The organism is Candidatus Microbacterium phytovorans (assembly GCA_029202445.1).
In the GTDB taxonomy this organism is placed as follows: domain Bacteria; phylum Actinomycetota; class Actinomycetes; order Actinomycetales; family Microbacteriaceae; genus Microbacterium; species Microbacterium phytovorans.
This window is the reverse complement of record CP119321.1, coordinates 1,208,497-1,224,925: the sequence shown is the minus strand read 5'-3', so window position 1 is coordinate 1,224,925 and position 16,429 is coordinate 1,208,497. Positions and strand designations below refer to the sequence as shown.

The 16,429-nt window shown below is 70.4% G+C and carries 14 protein-coding genes and 1 riboswitch; of the genes, 6 read left to right on the top strand and 8 right to left on the bottom strand.

Translation table 11 applies throughout. The features are described from left to right. Positions 1-242: 242 nt before the first annotated feature. Positions 243-1,574: a CotH kinase family protein gene (locus P0Y48_05865; protein WEK14721.1), complete on the top strand. Its 1,332-nt coding sequence runs from the start codon at positions 243-245 to the stop codon at positions 1,572-1,574. 24 nt (positions 1,575-1,598) lie between these two features. On the opposite strand, the gene P0Y48_05860 is transcribed toward P0Y48_05865, so the two are convergent. Then, the gene (locus tag P0Y48_05860; GenBank protein WEK14720.1) at positions 1,599-2,189 is read right to left on the bottom strand and encodes a carboxymuconolactone decarboxylase family protein; all 591 of its coding nucleotides are present in this window, start codon (positions 2,187-2,189) and stop codon (positions 1,599-1,601) included. A 72-nt stretch (positions 2,190-2,261) separates the two neighbouring features. Continuing rightward, positions 2,262-3,764: an MDR family MFS transporter gene (locus P0Y48_05855; protein WEK14719.1), complete on the bottom strand. Its 1,503-nt coding sequence runs from the start codon at positions 3,762-3,764 to the stop codon at positions 2,262-2,264. A 121-nt stretch (positions 3,765-3,885) separates the two neighbouring features. Between P0Y48_05855 and P0Y48_05850 the strand changes: the two genes are divergently transcribed. Both P0Y48_05850 and P0Y48_05845 read left to right on the top strand, forming a co-directional pair. Next, on the top strand, positions 3,886-4,524 hold the full coding sequence (locus P0Y48_05850; protein WEK14718.1) for a DUF1345 domain-containing protein: 639 nt from the start codon (positions 3,886-3,888) through the stop codon (positions 4,522-4,524). A 66-nt stretch (positions 4,525-4,590) separates the two neighbouring features. Next, positions 4,591-6,516, top strand: a complete 1,926-nt coding sequence (locus P0Y48_05845) for an ABC transporter ATP-binding protein (protein WEK15018.1) — start codon at positions 4,591-4,593, stop codon at positions 6,514-6,516. A 27-nt stretch (positions 6,517-6,543) separates the two neighbouring features. Here P0Y48_05845 and P0Y48_05840 read toward each other — a convergent pair whose 3' ends face one another. Genes P0Y48_05840 through P0Y48_05815 form a run of 6 tightly spaced genes read right to left on the bottom strand, consistent with a single transcriptional unit; the run spans position 6,544 to position 13,273 of the window. Then, on the bottom strand, positions 6,544-7,518 hold the full coding sequence (locus P0Y48_05840) for a glycosyltransferase family 2 protein (GenBank protein WEK14717.1): 975 nt from the start codon (positions 7,516-7,518) through the stop codon (positions 6,544-6,546). Then, positions 7,515-8,681 carry a cysteine desulfurase family protein gene (locus tag P0Y48_05835; GenBank protein ID WEK15017.1) on the bottom strand — a complete coding sequence of 389 codons (1,167 nt, stop codon included), beginning with the start codon at positions 8,679-8,681 and terminating at the stop codon, positions 7,515-7,517. Before P0Y48_05835 ends, P0Y48_05840 begins: the two co-directional genes overlap by 4 nt. A 1-nt stretch (position 8,682) precedes the next feature. Beyond that, complete coding sequence (nadC, locus tag P0Y48_05830; GenBank protein ID WEK14716.1) at positions 8,683-9,585, bottom strand: carboxylating nicotinate-nucleotide diphosphorylase; 903 nt, start codon at positions 9,583-9,585, stop codon at positions 8,683-8,685. Next, complete coding sequence (gene nadB, locus P0Y48_05825; protein WEK14715.1) at positions 9,585-11,249, bottom strand: L-aspartate oxidase; 1,665 nt, start codon at positions 11,247-11,249, stop codon at positions 9,585-9,587. Before nadB ends, nadC begins: the two co-directional genes overlap by 1 nt. After that, the gene (gene nadA / locus P0Y48_05820; GenBank protein WEK14714.1) at positions 11,246-12,565 is read right to left on the bottom strand and encodes a quinolinate synthase NadA; all 1,320 of its coding nucleotides are present in this window, start codon (positions 12,563-12,565) and stop codon (positions 11,246-11,248) included. The genes nadB and nadA overlap by 4 nt, the downstream gene beginning before the upstream one ends. 3 nt (positions 12,566-12,568) lie before the next feature. Next, positions 12,569-13,273, bottom strand: coding sequence for an NUDIX domain-containing protein (locus P0Y48_05815; GenBank protein ID WEK14713.1), 705 nt, complete (start codon positions 13,271-13,273; stop codon positions 12,569-12,571). A 119-nt stretch (positions 13,274-13,392) separates the two neighbouring features. On the opposite strand from P0Y48_05815, the gene P0Y48_05810 reads away from it, so the two are divergent. The 3 genes from P0Y48_05810 (at position 13,393) to gcvH (ending at position 16,399) form a co-directional block, all read left to right on the top strand. Then, positions 13,393-14,577: a MarP family serine protease gene (locus P0Y48_05810; GenBank protein ID WEK14712.1), complete on the top strand. Its 1,185-nt coding sequence runs from the start codon at positions 13,393-13,395 to the stop codon at positions 14,575-14,577. A gap of 55 nt (positions 14,578-14,632) precedes the next feature. Next, positions 14,633-14,728, top strand: a riboswitch (glycine riboswitch). Between the two features lie 154 nt (positions 14,729-14,882). Further along, positions 14,883-16,022 (top strand): glycine cleavage system aminomethyltransferase GcvT, encoded by a 1,140-nt coding sequence (gcvT, locus tag P0Y48_05805; protein WEK15016.1) that lies wholly within the window; start codon positions 14,883-14,885, stop codon positions 16,020-16,022. Next, positions 16,019-16,399, top strand: coding sequence for a glycine cleavage system protein GcvH (gene gcvH / locus P0Y48_05800; GenBank protein WEK14711.1), 381 nt, complete (start codon positions 16,019-16,021; stop codon positions 16,397-16,399). The genes gcvT and gcvH overlap by 4 nt, the downstream gene beginning before the upstream one ends. Positions 16,400-16,429: the final 30 nt, after the last annotated feature.

Genomic DNA, 16,429 nt, shown 5'->3' with positions numbered 1-16,429 from the left:
GGAGGGGGTTGACAGGCCTGCTGCGAACAGGCGGCGTAGGATGCTGTCATGGCCACCTCGAACCTCCCGACCCCCCAGCTGCAGCCCGTCTCCGACGACAAGAACCTCATTGAGGTCGTCTCGGAAGGCGCCTCCTGCTGCGGCGGCGGCTGCTGTAGCTGACGCTGCGCGCACCCTGACTTCCTCACTGCGCCACACGCTCGACCTAGGCCCCGCATAGTCGCGCCGCCTTCAGTAGAGGGATGTCGTCCCTCAAAACCCGTACAGTTCGCTCCCTCCTCGTCGCCGGTGCAGCCATCGGTGCTCTCACCGGCTGCTCTGTCGTCTCCGCGTCGACTCCGACCGCGACGCCATCCGCCACGAGCGTTGCCGCGGATGCGGATGCCACATCCTCGCTCTGGGACTCGTCTTCGGTGCACGAGATCTCCGTCGAGTACGAGCAGAGCGACTACGACGCGGCGATCGCCGAGTATCTCGACTCGGGCGAGAAGGTGTGGATCTCCGCGACCGTGACGATCGACGGCGACACTCTCGAGAATGTCGGACTCAAGCTGAAGGGGAACTCCTCGTTGCGGTCGCTGTCCGCGACGGATGACGCCGAGGATCTGCCCTGGATCATCCGCCTGGACAAGTTCGTGGCCGGCCAGAACCTCGACGGCGCGACGGAGTTCGTCGTTCGGGGCAACAGTTCGGAGACCTCGCTCAACGAAGCCCTCGCCCTCGACCTGCTGGACGCGTCCGGTCTGGCGGCGGAGCAGGCGATAGCCGTGCGCTTCAGCGCCGGGGGCTCTGAGCCCACGCTACGGCTGGTGGTGGAGAATCCGGGCGACGAGTGGGCGGAGAGCGAGCTCGGAGACGTCCTGCTGTACAAGGCGGAGGCCGGTGGCGACTACAGCTATCGGGGCGACGACGAGGAAGCCTACGTCGATGTGTTCGATCAGGAGGCCGGGGAGGACGACCTGACACCGCTCATCGCGTTCTTGGAGTGGATCAACGAGGCCGACGACGAGACCTTCGCCGACGGCCTCGACGAGCATCTCGACGTCGACGCGTTCGCGACCTACCTCGCATTCCAGGAGGTCGTCGACAACTTCGACGACATCGACGGTCCCGGCAACAACTCGTACCTCTCCTACGATCTGGCGACGGGGCTCATGACCGTCGTCACGTGGGATCTCAACCTCGCGTTCGGCGCGAGTCCCACCGGCGGGGGAGGTGGTCGGGCTGGGGGAGGCGGCGGGGAGCGCCCCGACCAGCCGAGGGATGCCGACACGACGGATGACGGATCGACCGATGCCGCAGGGACAGCGGGAACCCAGGACGCGGCCGTTCGCGGCGGGGGCGGTCCGGGCGGCTCGAACATCCTCGCGGAGCGTTTCCTCGCCGTCGATGCCTTCGCCGACCTCTACACGTCGGAGGTCTCCCGCCTCCGTGCCGAGCTCATCGAGTCGGGCGAAGCGGCATCCCTTCTGGACGCGTGGTCGGAGGTGCTGTCGTCGCAGGCGAGCGACCTCGTCTCGGCCGCGACGATCAGAGAGGAGGCCGAGGCGCTCGCGGGCAAGCTGGACGGCTGATCGCGGCTGCGGAGCCTCGGTCCGTCAGTCGTTCAGGGGTGACAGGAGCGCGTCGCGCAGTCGCGGCGACAATCCGACGAGTTCTGTCTCGACCGGTACTGCGAGTGCCTGCAGCGCGCGGCTGAAGTAGTTGCGAGCCGCCGCCGCCAGCGTGATGTCGACGATCTGCCGGTCGTCGAACCCGACATCGCGCAGCGCCTGACTGTCGGCGTCGGTCATGGCGGACGCAGCCGTGGATACCTTTCGCGCGTGTCGCATCACCGCTCGGTCGGCATCGGACAGGCCGCCGATGTCGACCAGCTCACCGGCCCGGGCGACCGCCTCGAGCTGATCCTCGTCGAGCGCTCCGGCCCGCAGCGCCTTGCGCCCGTGGGCCAGCAGACAGTGGGGCGACTGCAGAGCGGCCGCGGCAGCCAACGTCGCGAGCTCGTAGGTGCGGACGCCTATCGAGGGCACGATGGCGTGGATGAGTGCCTCGAAGGCTGCGAGGGCCTCGGCGTTCGCCGCCATGGCGCGCGTGTGGCTGAAGACGAAACCGTCGTCTTCGAGGTCGCCACGATAGAGCTCTGCGACGTAGCCTTCGGCAGACTGCGGGTCGGGTGTCTGGATGATCATTCGGTGCCCTCCTGGTGCCGGCTGCTACCGGCCTACTCCCAGGAGGGCGCCCGCGCCACCCCAGATACCTCGCTAGTGGCCCGAGGGCATCCCCTCGCCCGCAGGTGCGTCGGCGGGCTTCTTGATGAGGAAGGCGCCGATCAGCAGCGGGAGGGAGATGATCGCTGCCAGCAGGAACGCCGAGTGGGCGCCCTGTGCTTCTGCGACCGCTTCTGTCACGCCTCCGTCTTGAGCGGATGCGGAGACCGCCGACATGATCGCGATCATCACCGCGATGCCCGCGGCGCCAGCCACCTGCTGCACGGTGCCGAGGACCGCGGACCCATAGGAGTAGAACCGCGGCTGGAGAGAGCCGAGCGAGGCGGTGAACAGCGGCGTGAAGGAGAGCGCGAGGCCCAGCGAGAGGAAGACCTGCGCGACGACGATGAACCACAACGGGGTGTCGATGGTGAACGTTGCGGCGAACAGCCACAGCACCGAGACGGCGAGGATGGCGCCCGGTACCAGGAGCACGCGCGTACCGCGAGCGTCGTAGATGCGCCCGATGAAGGGCCCCGCGAGCCCCATGAGGAGCGATCCCGGCAGCACGGCGAGGCCCGTCTCGAGGGCGGTGTGACCGAGAGCGCGCTGCATGTACAGCGGCAGGACGGTGATCGTTCCGAAGAACGCCAGCGACAACAGCGCCATCTGGCCGATCGCGAGCGAGAAGTTGCGGTCGCGGAAGACGCGCAGATCGAGCAGGGCGTCGTCAGCCTTCTGCAGGCGAACCTGACGCCAGAGGAAGAGGCCGAGAGCGACGAGACCGACCACGAAGGACACGACGAGCGCGACGGTCGAACTGCTCTGCGCCGCCGAGTCCGCGGCCGTGGTGCCGTGGGCCGCCGCGCCGCCGATCTGACTCAGCCCGTACACGATGCCGCCGAATCCGAAGGCCGACAGCACGATCGACAGCACATCGATGGGCGCTCGGGTGGACTCGCCGATGTTGTGGATCCACCGGGCTCCCATACCGAGGGCGAGGAGAGCGATCGGCAGGACGATCCCGAAGATCCAGCGCCAGTTGAGTGTTTCGAGGAGAACCCCCGAGAGGGTCGGTCCGATCGCGGGCGCCAGCGACATGACGATCGAGACGCGACCCATCATCCGGCCGCGCGACTGCGGAGGGACGATCGTCATGAGCGTCGTCATCAGCAACGGCATCATGATCGCCGTGCCCATCGCCTGGACGACCCGGGCCACCAGCAGCACGGAGAATCCCGGCGCGAGCAGAGCGATGAGCGTCCCGAGCGAGAACAGGCTCATCGCGGTGATGAAGACCTGCCTCGTTGTGAACCGACGCAACAGGAACCCGGTGATCGGGATGACGACCGCCATCGTGAGCATGAAGGCTGTCGTGAGCCACTGCGCCGACAGGGCGGTGATGCCGAGGTCGTCGATGAGGTGCGGGATCGCGACGCCCATCGTCGTCTCGTTGAGGATCGCGACGAACGCGGCTGCCAGCAGGAGCCACACGATGCGGCTCTCGGCGGGACCCAACAGCGGGGCGGCGGTGCGCGTGGTCGTCGCAGACGTCATGGGTCTCCTCGAAGAAGGGAAGGGGGCGTGGAAGGCGGAAGCGCGCGCACGAAGGGGCGCTTGGTCGACTGTAACCACGTCCCCCGACACGGCATTCCTGATCCGTGGAACGATATCGCTCATGGCCACCCCGCACCACACCCGAGCCCGACTGCGTGAAGCGGCGGCGGTGCTCGCCGGAGCCCTCGTCGCAGCGGTGGCGACGGCTCCGCTCGGACTGGCCGGAGGGCTCCTGGCCGGGTGGGCCGCACTCGCGCTCGTCGACGTCGTGTGGGTGCTGTCGGTGATCTGGCGGATGGATGCCGAGCAGACGCGAGCGCACGCCCTGATCGAGGATCCCGGTCGCCCTGTGGCGCGGATCGTCGCGGTCTTGGGCAGTGTCGCGAGCCTCGGCGCCGTCGCGGTCGTCCTTCTTCAGACGAGGGATGCCGATGAGCTGACGGCCTTCGTCCTGGCGGGCGTGGCGGTGGTGGCGGTGGCGTCGTCGTGGGCCCTCATCCAGGTGGACTACCTGCTGCGCTACGCGCGGCTGTACTACACCCCGCCGGAGGGCGGGATCGACTTCAACCAGTCCGAGGCGCCCGTGTACACGGACTTCGCGTACTTCTCACTCGGGCTCGGAATGACCTATCAAGTTGCCGATACGAATGTCACCCGGGGCGAGGTGCGCCGGGTGGTGATCGCTCAGACGCTCCTGGCCTACCTGTTCGGAGCGGTCATCCTCGCCACCGTCATCAACCTCGTCACCTCCCTCGGCTGACACCCCGGGGTTGTCCCCACAGCCGACCCCGGTGTCCGCGCGCGTGGTTAGGCTGAGCGGATGAGTATGGGCGGCATGGGCGGCCGCGGCGGGTTCCGCGGGGTCGACGAGGAAGCCCAGCGACGGCTCAACGCCGAAGCGCCGCACGTACGTGATCTCGGGCGTCGCGTCGTCGCGCTTTTCCGTCCGTACCGCGGGCGTATCGCCATGACCGGCATCCTCGTCGTGCTCGGCGCCGCGATCGCGGTGATCCCGCCGCTGCTCGTGCAGCGCGTCTTCGACGACGCGCTGTTCCCGGTCGACGGCTCCGGGCCCGACCTCTCGCTGCTGGGCATCCTCGTCGCGGGCATGATCGGTCTCTTCCTGCTGTCGGCCGCCCTGGGCGTGCTGCAGACCTGGCTCACCTCGACGGTCGGCAACGAGGTCACGGGCGACTTGCGCGTGCGCCTCTTCGAGCATCTGCAGTCGATGGAGCTGGGCTTCTTCTCGCGCACCAAGACCGGCGTGATCCAGTCGCGCCTGCAGAACGACGTCGGCGGCGTCTCGGGCGTCCTGACGAACACGGTGACGAGCATCCTCGGCAACGCGGTGACGGTCGTCTCCGCGCTCGTGGCGATGATCCTCATCGACTGGCGTCTCACGGTCATCGCGGTCGTCCTCATGCCGATCCTCGTGGTCGTCCAGCGCCGCGTCGGTCAGGTGAGAGCCCGTATCGCCGGGCAGACGCAGGAGTCGCTCTCCGAGTTGACATCGATCACGCAGGAGACGCTTTCGGTGTCCGGCATCCTGCTGTCGAAGGCGTTCAACCGGCAGCGCACCGAGTCCTCGCGCTATCAGGAGGAGAATCGCAACCAGGTCGTGCTGCAAGTGCGCCGCGCGATGAGCGGGCAGGGCTTCTTCGCCGTCGTCCAGGTGCTCATGGCATCCGTCCCCGCGGTCATCTACCTCGTGTCCGGCTACCTCATCGCGGGCGAGGCGGGCGTGCTCACCGCCGGCACCGTCGTCGCCTTCACGACGGTGCAGGCGCGTCTCCTGCAGCCCCTCATGGGCCTCATGCGCGTCGCCCTCGACCTGCAGACGTCGCGCGCCCTGTTCGCTCGCATCTTCGAATACCTCGACCTCACGCCGGCGATCGTCGATTCATCGGGCGCGCGTGACGTCGCCGATGCCCCGGGGCCCGTCGGACGCATCGAGTTCCGCGACGTCGTCTTCCGCTACCCCGACGCGGCGCCCGACAGCCGCCCGACCCTCGGCGGGGTGAGCTTCGTCGCCGAACCCGGTCGCCACGTCGCGTTCGTCGGACCGTCCGGCGCGGGCAAGACGACCATCCTCTACCTCGCTCCGCGCCTCTACGAGGCGTCGGAGGGCACCGTCCTGTTCGCGGGGGAGGATGTGCGCCAGCTCACGCAGGAGTCGATCGTCGATCGGGTCGGGATCGTGTCTCAGGAGACCTACCTGTTCCACGCGACCATCCGCGAGAACCTGCGGTACGCCAAGCCCGACGCGACCGATGCCGAGCTGGAGGCCGCGTGCACGGCCGCGAACATCCACCACATCATCACGGGCTTCGAGCGCGGATACGACACCGTCGTGGGTGAGCGCGGCTACCGGCTGTCGGGCGGGGAGAAGCAGCGCATCGCGATCGCGCGGGTGCTGCTGAAAGACCCGCCGATCCTCCTGCTCGACGAGGCGACGTCGGCACTGGACACCGTGTCGGAGCGGGTCGTGCAGGAGGCGCTGGACAACGTGGCCAAGGGGCGCACCACCCTCACCATCGCCCACCGGCTCTCGACGGTCATCGGCGCCGACGTCATCCACGTGCTCGACGGCGGACTCATCACCGAGTCGGGCACCCACGCCGAGCTCATCGCCGGCGGGGGGCTCTACGCGGAGCTGGCCGCCCAGCAGATGGCGGCGGCCCGCATCGAAGGGATCGACGAGGATCAGCCGCCCGCCGATCACCCGGAACGCCGAGCCGACCGATCGCCCTGAGCCCGCCGCCGAGCCCGGGCTCGAGCGTCACCAGAGCTTCGCGGCGGCGAGCAGAGACGCGGATGCCGGGTCGAGGCGCATGCCGTCGGCCTCCGCGCGCGCCGTGAAATCGCGGACGAACGTGCCCAGCGCACGCCGGTACGCGTCGTCGGGGTGCTCCTGCGCGATCCGGACGAGGGGAGGCGTGTCCATGTCCAGCACGAGCCGCACCCGCGCACTCGCCGCCGCGCGCTGCGAGGCCGCGTCGAGCACGGCGAGGCCGCCGCGCAGGGCATCGAGGTAGTCGGTGAGTACCGGGACGGCATCCTTGTGCTGCGTGATCGACGACCCGTCGGCCCGTTCCCGCCAGCGCACGACGACGTCGGGAACGACGTCGATCGCCCGCGCGAAGGTGTACATCCGCTGCGCGACGATCTGATCCTCGTAGAGCTTTCCCTCGGGGAAGCGCAGGCCGTGGCGGCGCCACAGCTCGATGCGGCTCACCTTGGACCACGCGACGATGTTGCCCGACACCTCGGGGTGCTCGGCCAGCGAGGTGCCGCGTCGTTCCGGATCGGTGGCGGCAGCGACCCACGGCTGGACGATGCCCTCCGTGTAGGTCACGCTGCCGTCGGCGCCGCGCTCGGGGCGCAGGCGCACGTAGGCGCCGACGACGAGATCGCTCCCGGTGGCATCGATCGTGCCCACCAGCCGAGCCAGGGCATCGGGGGTGAGCTCGTCGTCGGCATCCAGGAACCCGACGAGCGGCGTCTCGACGAGATCGAGCGCCGTGTTGCGCGCGGCACCCAGACCCCGCGACTGTGCGTGGCGGACGACGGTGAATCGCGCGTCGTCGGCCGCGGCGCGATAGAAGATGTCGGTCGTCTCGTCGGTCGAGCCGTCGTCGACGAGGATGGCGCGCCAGTGCGGCAACGACTGTGCGCGGAGCGAGTCGAGCGCCTGCTCGGCGTAGGGCGCCACATCGCGGCCGGGGACGATGACGGTGACGACGGGCGTGCTCACTCGCCCGATCGTACCGCTGCGACGGATGCCGAGACCGCCTCGGCCACGGCGAGGAGATCTGCATCGACAGCGTGACCGAACGTGAATCGCACCGACGTGCCCGCGACCTCGGGCGGGATGCCGAGCGCGATCAGCACGTGCGAGGGCTCGTCGCTGCCCGCGGCGCATGCCGATCCGCTGGAGGAGACCACGCCGCGTCGCTCGAGTTCGAGGAGGACGGCCTCTCCGGAGACGCCCGCGAATGTGAAGCTCGCCGTTCCGGGGAGTCGATGAATCGGGTCGCCCGTCAGCCGCGCCGCAGGGACGAGCTCGAGCACCCGTGCGATGAACGCATCGCGCAGAGCGGTGACGCGCGCCGCGGCGGTCGTTCGCTCCGCCTCGGCGAGTTCCAGGGCCAGAGCGAAGCCGACGGCACCGGCGACGTTCTCCGTGCCGCTGCGGCGCTCGCGTTCCTGCCCCCCGCCGTGCAGGAGAGGCTCGAGCGGCAGCCGACCGCGGACGGCGAGCACCCCGGTGCCCTGTGGGGCGCCGACTTTGTGCCCGGCGATCGAGATCGCGTCGGCGCCGGTTCCCGCGAGGGGGAGCCAACCAGCGGCCTGTACCGCGTCGAGGTGGAGGGGAACCCCGGCGGCGGCGCAGGTCGCCGCGATCGACGCGGCATCCTGGGTCGTGCCGATCTCGTTGTTCGCGTAGCCGACGGTGACGAGAGCGGTAGCCGGTGCGTCGCCGCCGTCTGCGTGGCCGGCGAGCACGTGGGCCAGCTCCTTCGGGTCGAGGAGGCCCGTGGAAGACACCGGCATCCGGGTCACGGCGAACCCGTGCACGCGTTCGAGGTAGTCGCACGAAGCGAGGATGGACTCGTGCTCGATCTGCGTCGTGACGACGTGGACCGGTCCGCCGCGCCGCAGCGACGCGCCGAGCGCGAGACCTTTGACCGCGAGATTGTTGGCCTCGGTGCCGCCCGAGGTGAACACGACGTCGGAGACCCGCATGCCGACGATCGCGGCGACACGACGCCGCGCGTCGTCGAGCACCCGCGCCGCGTCTTCGCCGACCGTGTGATGGCTGGACGGGTTGCCGAAGCGCGCACCCAGATGGGGGAGCATCGCCTCGACGACTTCGGGACGCACCGGGGTGGTCGCGGCGTGATCGAGGTAGAGCACGTCAGCGACCGGCCGTGGGCGCGTCGCCCGCGGGAGCGACCTCATCGGTGATGCGGACATCGAGTCCGAGATCGAGCGCGGGCGCCGAGTGGGTCAGCGCGCCCACCGAGATGACGTCCACACCCGTCTCCGCGATCGCCCGCACGGTCGTCAGATTCACGCCTCCGGAGGCCTCGACCGTCGCCGCACCCGCGATCCGTGCGACGCCGGCGCGGAGGTCGTCGAGCGAGAAGTTGTCGAGCATGATGGTGCCCACCTCCGCCGCCAACACCGCGTCGATCTGATCCAGCCGGTCGACCTCCACCTCGACGTGCGTGGTGTGCGGCAGGCGCGCGATCGCGGCACGGAGAGCGTCGGTGACCGGCATTCCCGAGGTCTGTCCGCCCGTGAGCACAGCGAGATGGTTGTCCTTGGCCATGACGGCGTCCGACAGGGAGAACCGATGATTGTGGCCGCCGCCGCTGCGCACCGCGTGCCGCTCGAACGCCCGCAGCCCGGGTGTCGTCTTCCGAGTGTCGGCGATCCGCGCGCCCGTGTGCGCGACCTCGGCGACATAGCGGGACGTCAGTGTCGCGATGCCCGTCATGCGCTGGACGAAGTTCAGACCGATCCGCTCCGCCGTGAGCACCCCGCGCGCAGGACCCGAGACCGTCGCCAAGCGCGCCCCCGCATCGAAGGCGTCGCCGTCGGACGCCAGGACGACGACCTCGATGCGGGGGTCGGTGAGGCGGAAGGCGGCCGCGAACACGTCGCCGCCGCTGAAGACACCCGCCTCGCGCGCGACGAGATCCGCCGTCGCCACCGCAGACGCGGGAAGCAGGTAGTCGCTCGTGAGATCGCCCCAGGGCGCGTCCTCCTCGAGAGCGGCCGAGACGACACGGTCGATGTGAGCAGGGGAGAGCATCAGGCGGGGACCTTCCGGGAACCGTCGGCGGCACCGCGACGTGCGGATGTGCCGGAGGAGAGAGCGACGCGGTGGTCGATGGTGTGCGAAGCCTGCGACGCCGGTGAAGCGGCAGTCACCCCGACGGCATCCACCCCGACGGCATCCGAGCGGTAATGCGCGCCGACCGAGTCCCGGCGGGCCAGGGCAGCCGCCACGAGGTGACGGGCGACCAGCAGGAGGTTCGCGTCCTCGACCTCGGCGGCGGTCACCTCCGGCCGGCTCTCCGCGCTCCACGCGGACAGTACGGAGGCCGCCGCCGTGAGGCCGGCCCTGTCGCGCACAAGCCCCGCGTGCGTCCACAGGAGGTCCTGGAGCGCGGCGCGGCTGAACGGCGACGCGGGCGACGAGGGGGCGACGTCCGGAAGCCAAGGCGCGGATGCCGTCGGCCGCACCGGCCAGTCGCCGCGGCCGACGTCGGCCCGAATCGCCCCTCCCACCCGGGCGCCGAAGACCGCTCCTTCCAGCAGCGAGTTCGACGCGAGGCGATTCGCGCCGTGGGCGCCGGTGCGCGCCGTCTCGCCGGCGGCGTACAGCCGCGGGAGGGTCGAGCGACCGGACAGGTCGGTGGTGATTCCGCCCATCAGGTAGTGCGCGGCGGGGGTGACCGGGATCGACCGGCGAGACCAGTCCCATCCGCGCTCGCGGACCGTGCGGTCGATCGTCGGGAAGCGGTCGGCGAGGAAGGCGGAGGTCGTCGGCGCACCGAGTGCGGTCGCATCCAACTGCACGGGCCGGCCGCCGTGCCGCGCCATCTGCAGGGCGATCGCCCGTGCGACGACATCGCGCGGTGCGAGTTCGGCGTCCGGGTGCACATCGGGCATGAACCGGTGGCCCGCGGCATCCCGCAGCACGGCCCCCTCACCCCGCACGGCCTCCGACACCAGGAAGGAGGCGTGCTCCCCGTCTGCCGGCAGCACCGTCGGATGGAACTGGAAGAACTCCAGGTCGCGCACGTCGGCACCGGCGCGCAGTGCCGCAGCGATGCCGTCGCCGGTCGCGACCGTGGGATTGGTCGTGTGCGCGAACAGCTGGCCGGCGCCGCCGGTCGCGAGGACGACGGCATCGGCCGACAACCGGGTGCGCTCGCCGCCCGCGGAGTCGTCGCGCAGAACGTCGACACCGCACACGACGCCGTCGCGGACGACGAGGTCGAGCAGGAGCGTGTGTTCCAGGACGACGGCGTCGCTGCGGCGGACCTGCCGCACGAGCGCGTCTTCGATCGCGGCGCCCGTCGCGTCGCCACCGGCATGCAGGACGCGGGGGAACGAGTGCGCCGCTTCCAGCCCGCGGCGGAGGTCGCCGCTCTCGTCGCGGTCGAACGCGACCCCGAGGTCGATCAGGTCGCGGATGCGGTCGGGGCCCTCGCCTACGAGGACGTCGACGGCATCCGCGTCCGACAGGCCCGCACCGGCCGTGAGGGTGTCGCGCGCGTGGTCGGCGACGTCGTCCTCGTCGAACATCACCCCCGCGATGCCGCCCTGCGCGTACCGCGTGTTCGACTCGGGGAGCGACGACTTCGTGACGAGGGTGACGCGGCATCCGTCGTCGAGGGCGTGCCGTGCCGCCGTGAGGCCGGCGATACCCGAGCCGACGACGACGACGTGGACCTGGCCCTCGGTCACGGGCGCGCCGCCAGCATCCGTTCGAGTGCGACCCGGGCGGGCTCGGCCACGTCGGGGGAGACCGTGATGCGGTTGCGCACCTCGCCCGCAACGAGCCCTTCCAGCACCCACGCGAGATACCCCGGGTGGATGCGGTACATCGTGGAGCAGGGGCAGACGACCGGATCGAGGCAGAAGATCTCGTGCTGCGGGTTCTCGGCGGCGAGGCGCTGGACGAGGTTGATCTCCGTGCCGATGGCGAACGTCGTCGGTTCGGTCGCCCCCTGGATCGCCCGGCGGATGAGGTCGGTCGACCCGGCCTCGTCGGCGGCATCGACGACGTCCATGGGGCACTCGGGGTGGACGATCACACGCACGCCGGGGTGCTCGGCCCGTGCCTGGTCGATCTGCGCCACGGTGAAGCGACGGTGGACGGAGCAGAACCCGTGCCACAGCACGACCCGCGCGTCGCGGAGCTCTTCCTCTGTCGAGCCACCAAGGGGTCGACGCGGGTTCCACATCGGCATCTGCTCCAGGGGAACCCCCATGGCCTTGGCGGTGTTGCGCCCCAGGTGCTGGTCGGGGAAGAACAGCACACGGCGGCCGCGCGCGAACGCCCACTCCAGCACGGTGCGCGCGTTCGAGGACGTGCACACGATGCCCTGGTGGCGCCCGACGAAACCCTTGATGGCAGCGGAGGAGTTCATGTACGTGACAGGGATCACGGGGAGGAGGCCCTCGGCATCCGGGGTGTCGAGATCCCCGTAGACCTCCGCGAGCTGCTCCCAGCATTCCTCGACCTGGTCGATGTCGGCCATGTCGGCCATGGAGCACCCCGCCGCGAGGTTCGGGAGGATCACCGACTGCTCCGGGCGTGACAGGAGATCGGCGGTCTCGGCCATGAAGTGGACGCCGCAGAAAACGATCGCCTCGGCGTCGGGGTGGGCCAGTGCCGCATTGGCGAGCTGGAACGAGTCGCCGACGTAGTCCGCATGCGTCACGACCTCCTCCCGCTGGTAGAAGTGCCCGAGCACGACGACGCGGTCCCCGAGTGTCGCCTTGGCGGCGCGGATGCGATCGGCCAGCTCCGACTCGGATGCCGTCCGGTACTCCTCCGGGAGCTCTCCCTGCCGCGGCGCCCCCGTGGGGATGACGTCGCCCATCGACGAGCCGGGACCGTAGCCCGGCCGGCTGTCGAAGGTCCAGGGTGCTGCGGCGAGATCGGTGTTGCAGGTCTCCGCCGCCAGCTCACCCGACACGATCGCCTGGATCTCGTGATCGACACTGGGATCGATGCCGGCGGGGCGGACGGGGATCGTGAGAAGCGTGGCAGCCATGCGTCAGTCCTTCGCTGTTCGGCGCTGGGGGAGCGGGCCGCGATCGGCGAGCTCCACCTCGTGGTTGTAGTGGTAGAGCCGCGCGGGCCGGTGACTGCCGGTGCGGAACTCGTCGGTCGGGATGAGGGTGTCGGAGTTCTCGACCTGGCGTCGGAAGTTCGCGGGGTCGAGCCGGCGTCCGAGGATCGCCTCGTACACCTCGCGCAGTTCGCCGAGCGTGAAGCCCGCCGGCAGGAGGCCGTGGGCGATGCGGCTGTAGCCCACCTTGTTGCGCAGGCGCCACAGGGCGTAGTCGATGATGTGGGCGTGGTCGAAGGCGAGCGCCGGCAGATTCTCCGTGTCGAACCAGGCGACGTTGTGCTGTTCCGAGCCGAGGGAGACGTCTTCGCGGACGAGTGCCCAGTACACGATGGAGACCACGCGGCTGGGTGAGCGGTCGACATCGCCGAAGGCGTAGAGCTGCTCCAGGTAGCTCGGCGCCAGGGTCGTCGTCTCGGCCAGCGTGCGCGATGCGGCCTCCTCGAGGTTCTCGTCTTCGTCGAGCCACCCGCCCGGAAGTGCCCACAGCCCCTCGTACGGATCGCGGGTGCGTCGGACGAGGGGAAGGACGACGCGCGGGCGCTCGCCGTCGACGCCGCGGCGGAGACTGAAGATGACCGTCGAGACGGCGACGCGGAGAGCGTCGTCGGGGGTGCGTGTTCTTGTCATGATGACCATAACCTCCCCGCCATCTTATAGTCGCCATGACCCGAAGGGCAAACCGTGCGGGCCGGGCAATCAGGGATGCCGCAGCCGCACCAGGTAGCGTGGCCCGTCAGGAGGTCGTCATGCCGATCGTCGACATCATCGCCGTCGTCGCACTCCTGGGCGCCTTCGTCACCGGCATCGCGCGCGGGTTCTTCGCGAGTCTCGGGACCCTCGTCGGGATGGTCGCCGGGGCCTTCCTCGCGCTGTGGCTCGTGCCGGTGGTCACCCCCGCGATCTCCTCCGTCATCCCGGTCGGCCTCTGGCGGAGCGTCGCGCTCGCCGCCGTGGCGATCGGCATCCTGCTGGCCGTGACGGCGCTCGGCACCGCGATCGGGGCGTGGGTGCGCAGCGGCGTCGACCGCACGCGACTGCGGTGGGTGGAGCGATTCCTGGGCGGGCTGGTCAGCACCGTCGCGACCGCGCTCGTGCTCTTGATGGTCGCCGCCGGCGTGACGGCATCCGGCACGCCGGTCGTGTCCTCTGCCGTTGCGTCCTCACAGGTCCTGCTGGCGCTCGACCGCCTCACACCGGCGCCGCTGGACGACGCCCTCGCCCAGGTGCGCGGCTTCGTCGTGACCGACACACTGCCGCGCCTGGGCACCGTGATCGGCACCGTCGTCACGCCCACGGGACCTCCGGTAGAGCTGGACGATCCCGAGCTCCAGGCGGCATCGGCATCCGTCGCACGCATCAGCGGCACCGCCTACGCGTGCGGCGTGTCGATGACGGGGTCCGGGTTCGTCGCGGGCGACGACCTCGTCGTCACCAATGCGCACGTGGTGGCGGGAGTCGATGCCCCGGTCGTGGAGCTTCCGGGCGGCCGTGTGCGCGAGGGCAGGCTCGTGTACCTCGACCCCGAAGACGACCTCGCCGTCATCGCGGTCGACGGGCTGGACGGCGCGCCTCTCGTGATCGCCGACCCGGTGGATCCGGGCACGCAGGCCGCGGTCCAGGGCTATCCGCTGGGCGGTCCGTTCACGAGTTCGACCGCCGCCGTCGTATCGGTGGGCGAGGTTCCTGTGCCGGACATCTACGAGTCGTCGACCAACCTGCGCGACGTGTACGCCCTCGACGCCGACGTGCGTCCGGGTAACTCCGGCGGTCCTCTCCTCGACCAGGACGGGCGCGTCATCGGCGTCGTCTTCGCGCGAGGCGCGGACGGCGAGGACCGCGGCTACGCGATGACGACGCGCGAGCTGCGTCCCGTGCTCGACGCGGTGGGCGCCGACGACCCCACCGTCTCGTCGGGTCGATGCGCCGCCTGAACCGAACACCGCCGTCGGCCGCGCTATGCTGGCCCTGCAACTGAAGACAGGCCGCATGACGTGTGCGGGAGAGCTCCGGGCGGCGACGTCCGGGCACCGAAGGAGCAAGCCTCCCCGCCAATCTCTCAGGTCCGCGTACCGCTCGCGTCCGGCCGCTCTGGAAAACGTCCCTCGACGGGGCGTGCCGACGGTGAAAACCCGGCGTGCGCCTCGGCGCCGCGGGTGAAACTCTCAGGCCAATGACAGAGGGGGAGTTCACGGATGCCGGGTCCCCGGCATCCGCCCGCCCGAGCACGGGAGAACTCATGACCGATCCAGCCCTCCTCAGCGGGTCCGACCTGCCCCGCGAGACGCCCCTCGCCGCGCGACACCGCGCGCTGGGCGCGTCGTTCACGGACTTCGGCGGGTGGTCGATGCCGGTGCGCTACACGTCGGACCTCGCCGAGCACCACGCTGTCCGCACGACGGCCGGCCTCTTCGACATCTCGCACATGGCGGAGTTCACGGTCGTCGGCGCGCATGCGGGAGCCTTCCTCGACTATGCCCTGGCCGGCCGGCTCTCGACGCTGCCGGTCGGGAAGGCGAAGTACAGCCTCCTGCTCGCGGAGTCCGGCGGCATCGTCGACGACCTGATCGTGTACCGCCTCGGCGACGAGGAGTTCTTCGTGGTCGCCAACGCGGGCAACCGCGGCCCGGTGTCGGCGGCGCTCTTCGAGCGGGCAGGCGGCTTCGAGGTCACGGTCACCGACGACACCGACGCGTTCGCGCTCATCGCGGTGCAGGGCCCGGTCGCGCGCAGCGTGCTCGCCGCAACGCACGGTCTCGGCGAGGAAGAGCGGTCTCTGGACGAGCTGCCGTACTACGCCGCGACGCGTGCGCAGTTCGACGGCGCACCCGTCCTGATCGCCCGCACCGGGTACACCGGCGAAGACGGATACGAGCTGTACGTCGGCAACGATCGCGCCGACGATCTGTGGGAGGCGCTCACGGCGGCCGGCGCGCCGCTCGGGCTCGTTCCCGCCGGCCTCGCCGCGCGGGACACGCTGCGGCTGGAGGCGGGGATGCCGCTGTACGGACACGAGCTCTCCCTCGACATCGTGCCGGCGCAGGCGGGCCTCGGCCGCGTCGTCGCCGTCGGTAAGGACGACTTCGTCGGCAAGGCGGCGCTGGAGTCGGTCGTCGCGACCGAGGCGCCCGTGCTCGTCGGACTCGTCTCCGAAGGGCGTCGCGCCGGTCGCGCCGGATACGCCGTGCTCGGTCCCGACGGCGAGGTCGTGGGGGAGGTCACGAGCGGCGCGCTGAGCCCCACGCTGGGCCACCCCATCGCTCTGGCCTTCGTCGCCCCCGCTCTTTCCGCCGTCGGCACCGAGCTCGCGCTCGATGTCCGCGGCACCCGCATTCCCGCAACCGTGAGCCCGCTGCCTTTCTACCGGAGGACGAAGTGACCGATCTCGACAGCCTGAAGTACACCGACGAGCACGAGTGGATCGCCCTGGAGGGCGACGTCGCCACCGTCGGCATCACCGACTACGCCGCCGACAAGCTGGGCGACGTGGTCTACGTCGACCTCCCCGCCGTCGGCTCGACCGTCAGCGCGGGCGATGTCTGCGGCGAGATCGAGTCCACCAAGTCGGTGGGTGAGTTGTACGCCCCCCTGACGGGCGAGGTGCTCGAGGTGAACGACGACGTCGTCGCCGATCCCTCGCTCGTGAACGCCGACGCCTTCGCCGGCTGGCTCGTGCGCCTACGGGTGACGGCATCCGACGTCGACGGCCTGCTCGACCGTGCCGCGTACGTGGCGCTCACGGGCGGCGAGGAGTGAGCGTCCCGTTCACCCAGCGGCACATCGGCA

Bases quoted from the DNA above. Each gene is read 5' to 3' on its own strand.
- gcvT (WEK15016.1), top strand. From the start codon at position 14,883: ATGACCGATCCAGCCCTCCTCAGCGGGTCCGACCTGCCCCGCGAGACG.
- nadA (WEK14714.1), bottom strand. From the start codon at position 12,565: ATGGCTGCCACGCTTCTCACGATCCCCGTCCGCCCCGCCGGCATCGAT.
- P0Y48_05815 (WEK14713.1), bottom strand. From the start codon at position 13,273: ATGACAAGAACACGCACCCCCGACGACGCTCTCCGCGTCGCCGTCTCG.
- P0Y48_05860 (WEK14720.1), bottom strand. From the start codon at position 2,189: ATGATCATCCAGACACCCGACCCGCAGTCTGCCGAAGGCTACGTCGCA.
- P0Y48_05810 (WEK14712.1), top strand. From the start codon at position 13,393: ATGCCGATCGTCGACATCATCGCCGTCGTCGCACTCCTGGGCGCCTTC.
- P0Y48_05845 (WEK15018.1), top strand. From the start codon at position 4,591: ATGGGCGGCATGGGCGGCCGCGGCGGGTTCCGCGGGGTCGACGAGGAA.
- P0Y48_05850 (WEK14718.1), top strand. From the start codon at position 3,886: ATGGCCACCCCGCACCACACCCGAGCCCGACTGCGTGAAGCGGCGGCG.
- nadC (WEK14716.1), bottom strand. From the start codon at position 9,585: ATGCTCTCCCCTGCTCACATCGACCGTGTCGTCTCGGCCGCTCTCGAG.
- P0Y48_05855 (WEK14719.1), bottom strand. From the start codon at position 3,764: ATGACGTCTGCGACGACCACGCGCACCGCCGCCCCGCTGTTGGGTCCC.
- P0Y48_05865 (WEK14721.1), top strand. From the start codon at position 243: ATGTCGTCCCTCAAAACCCGTACAGTTCGCTCCCTCCTCGTCGCCGGT.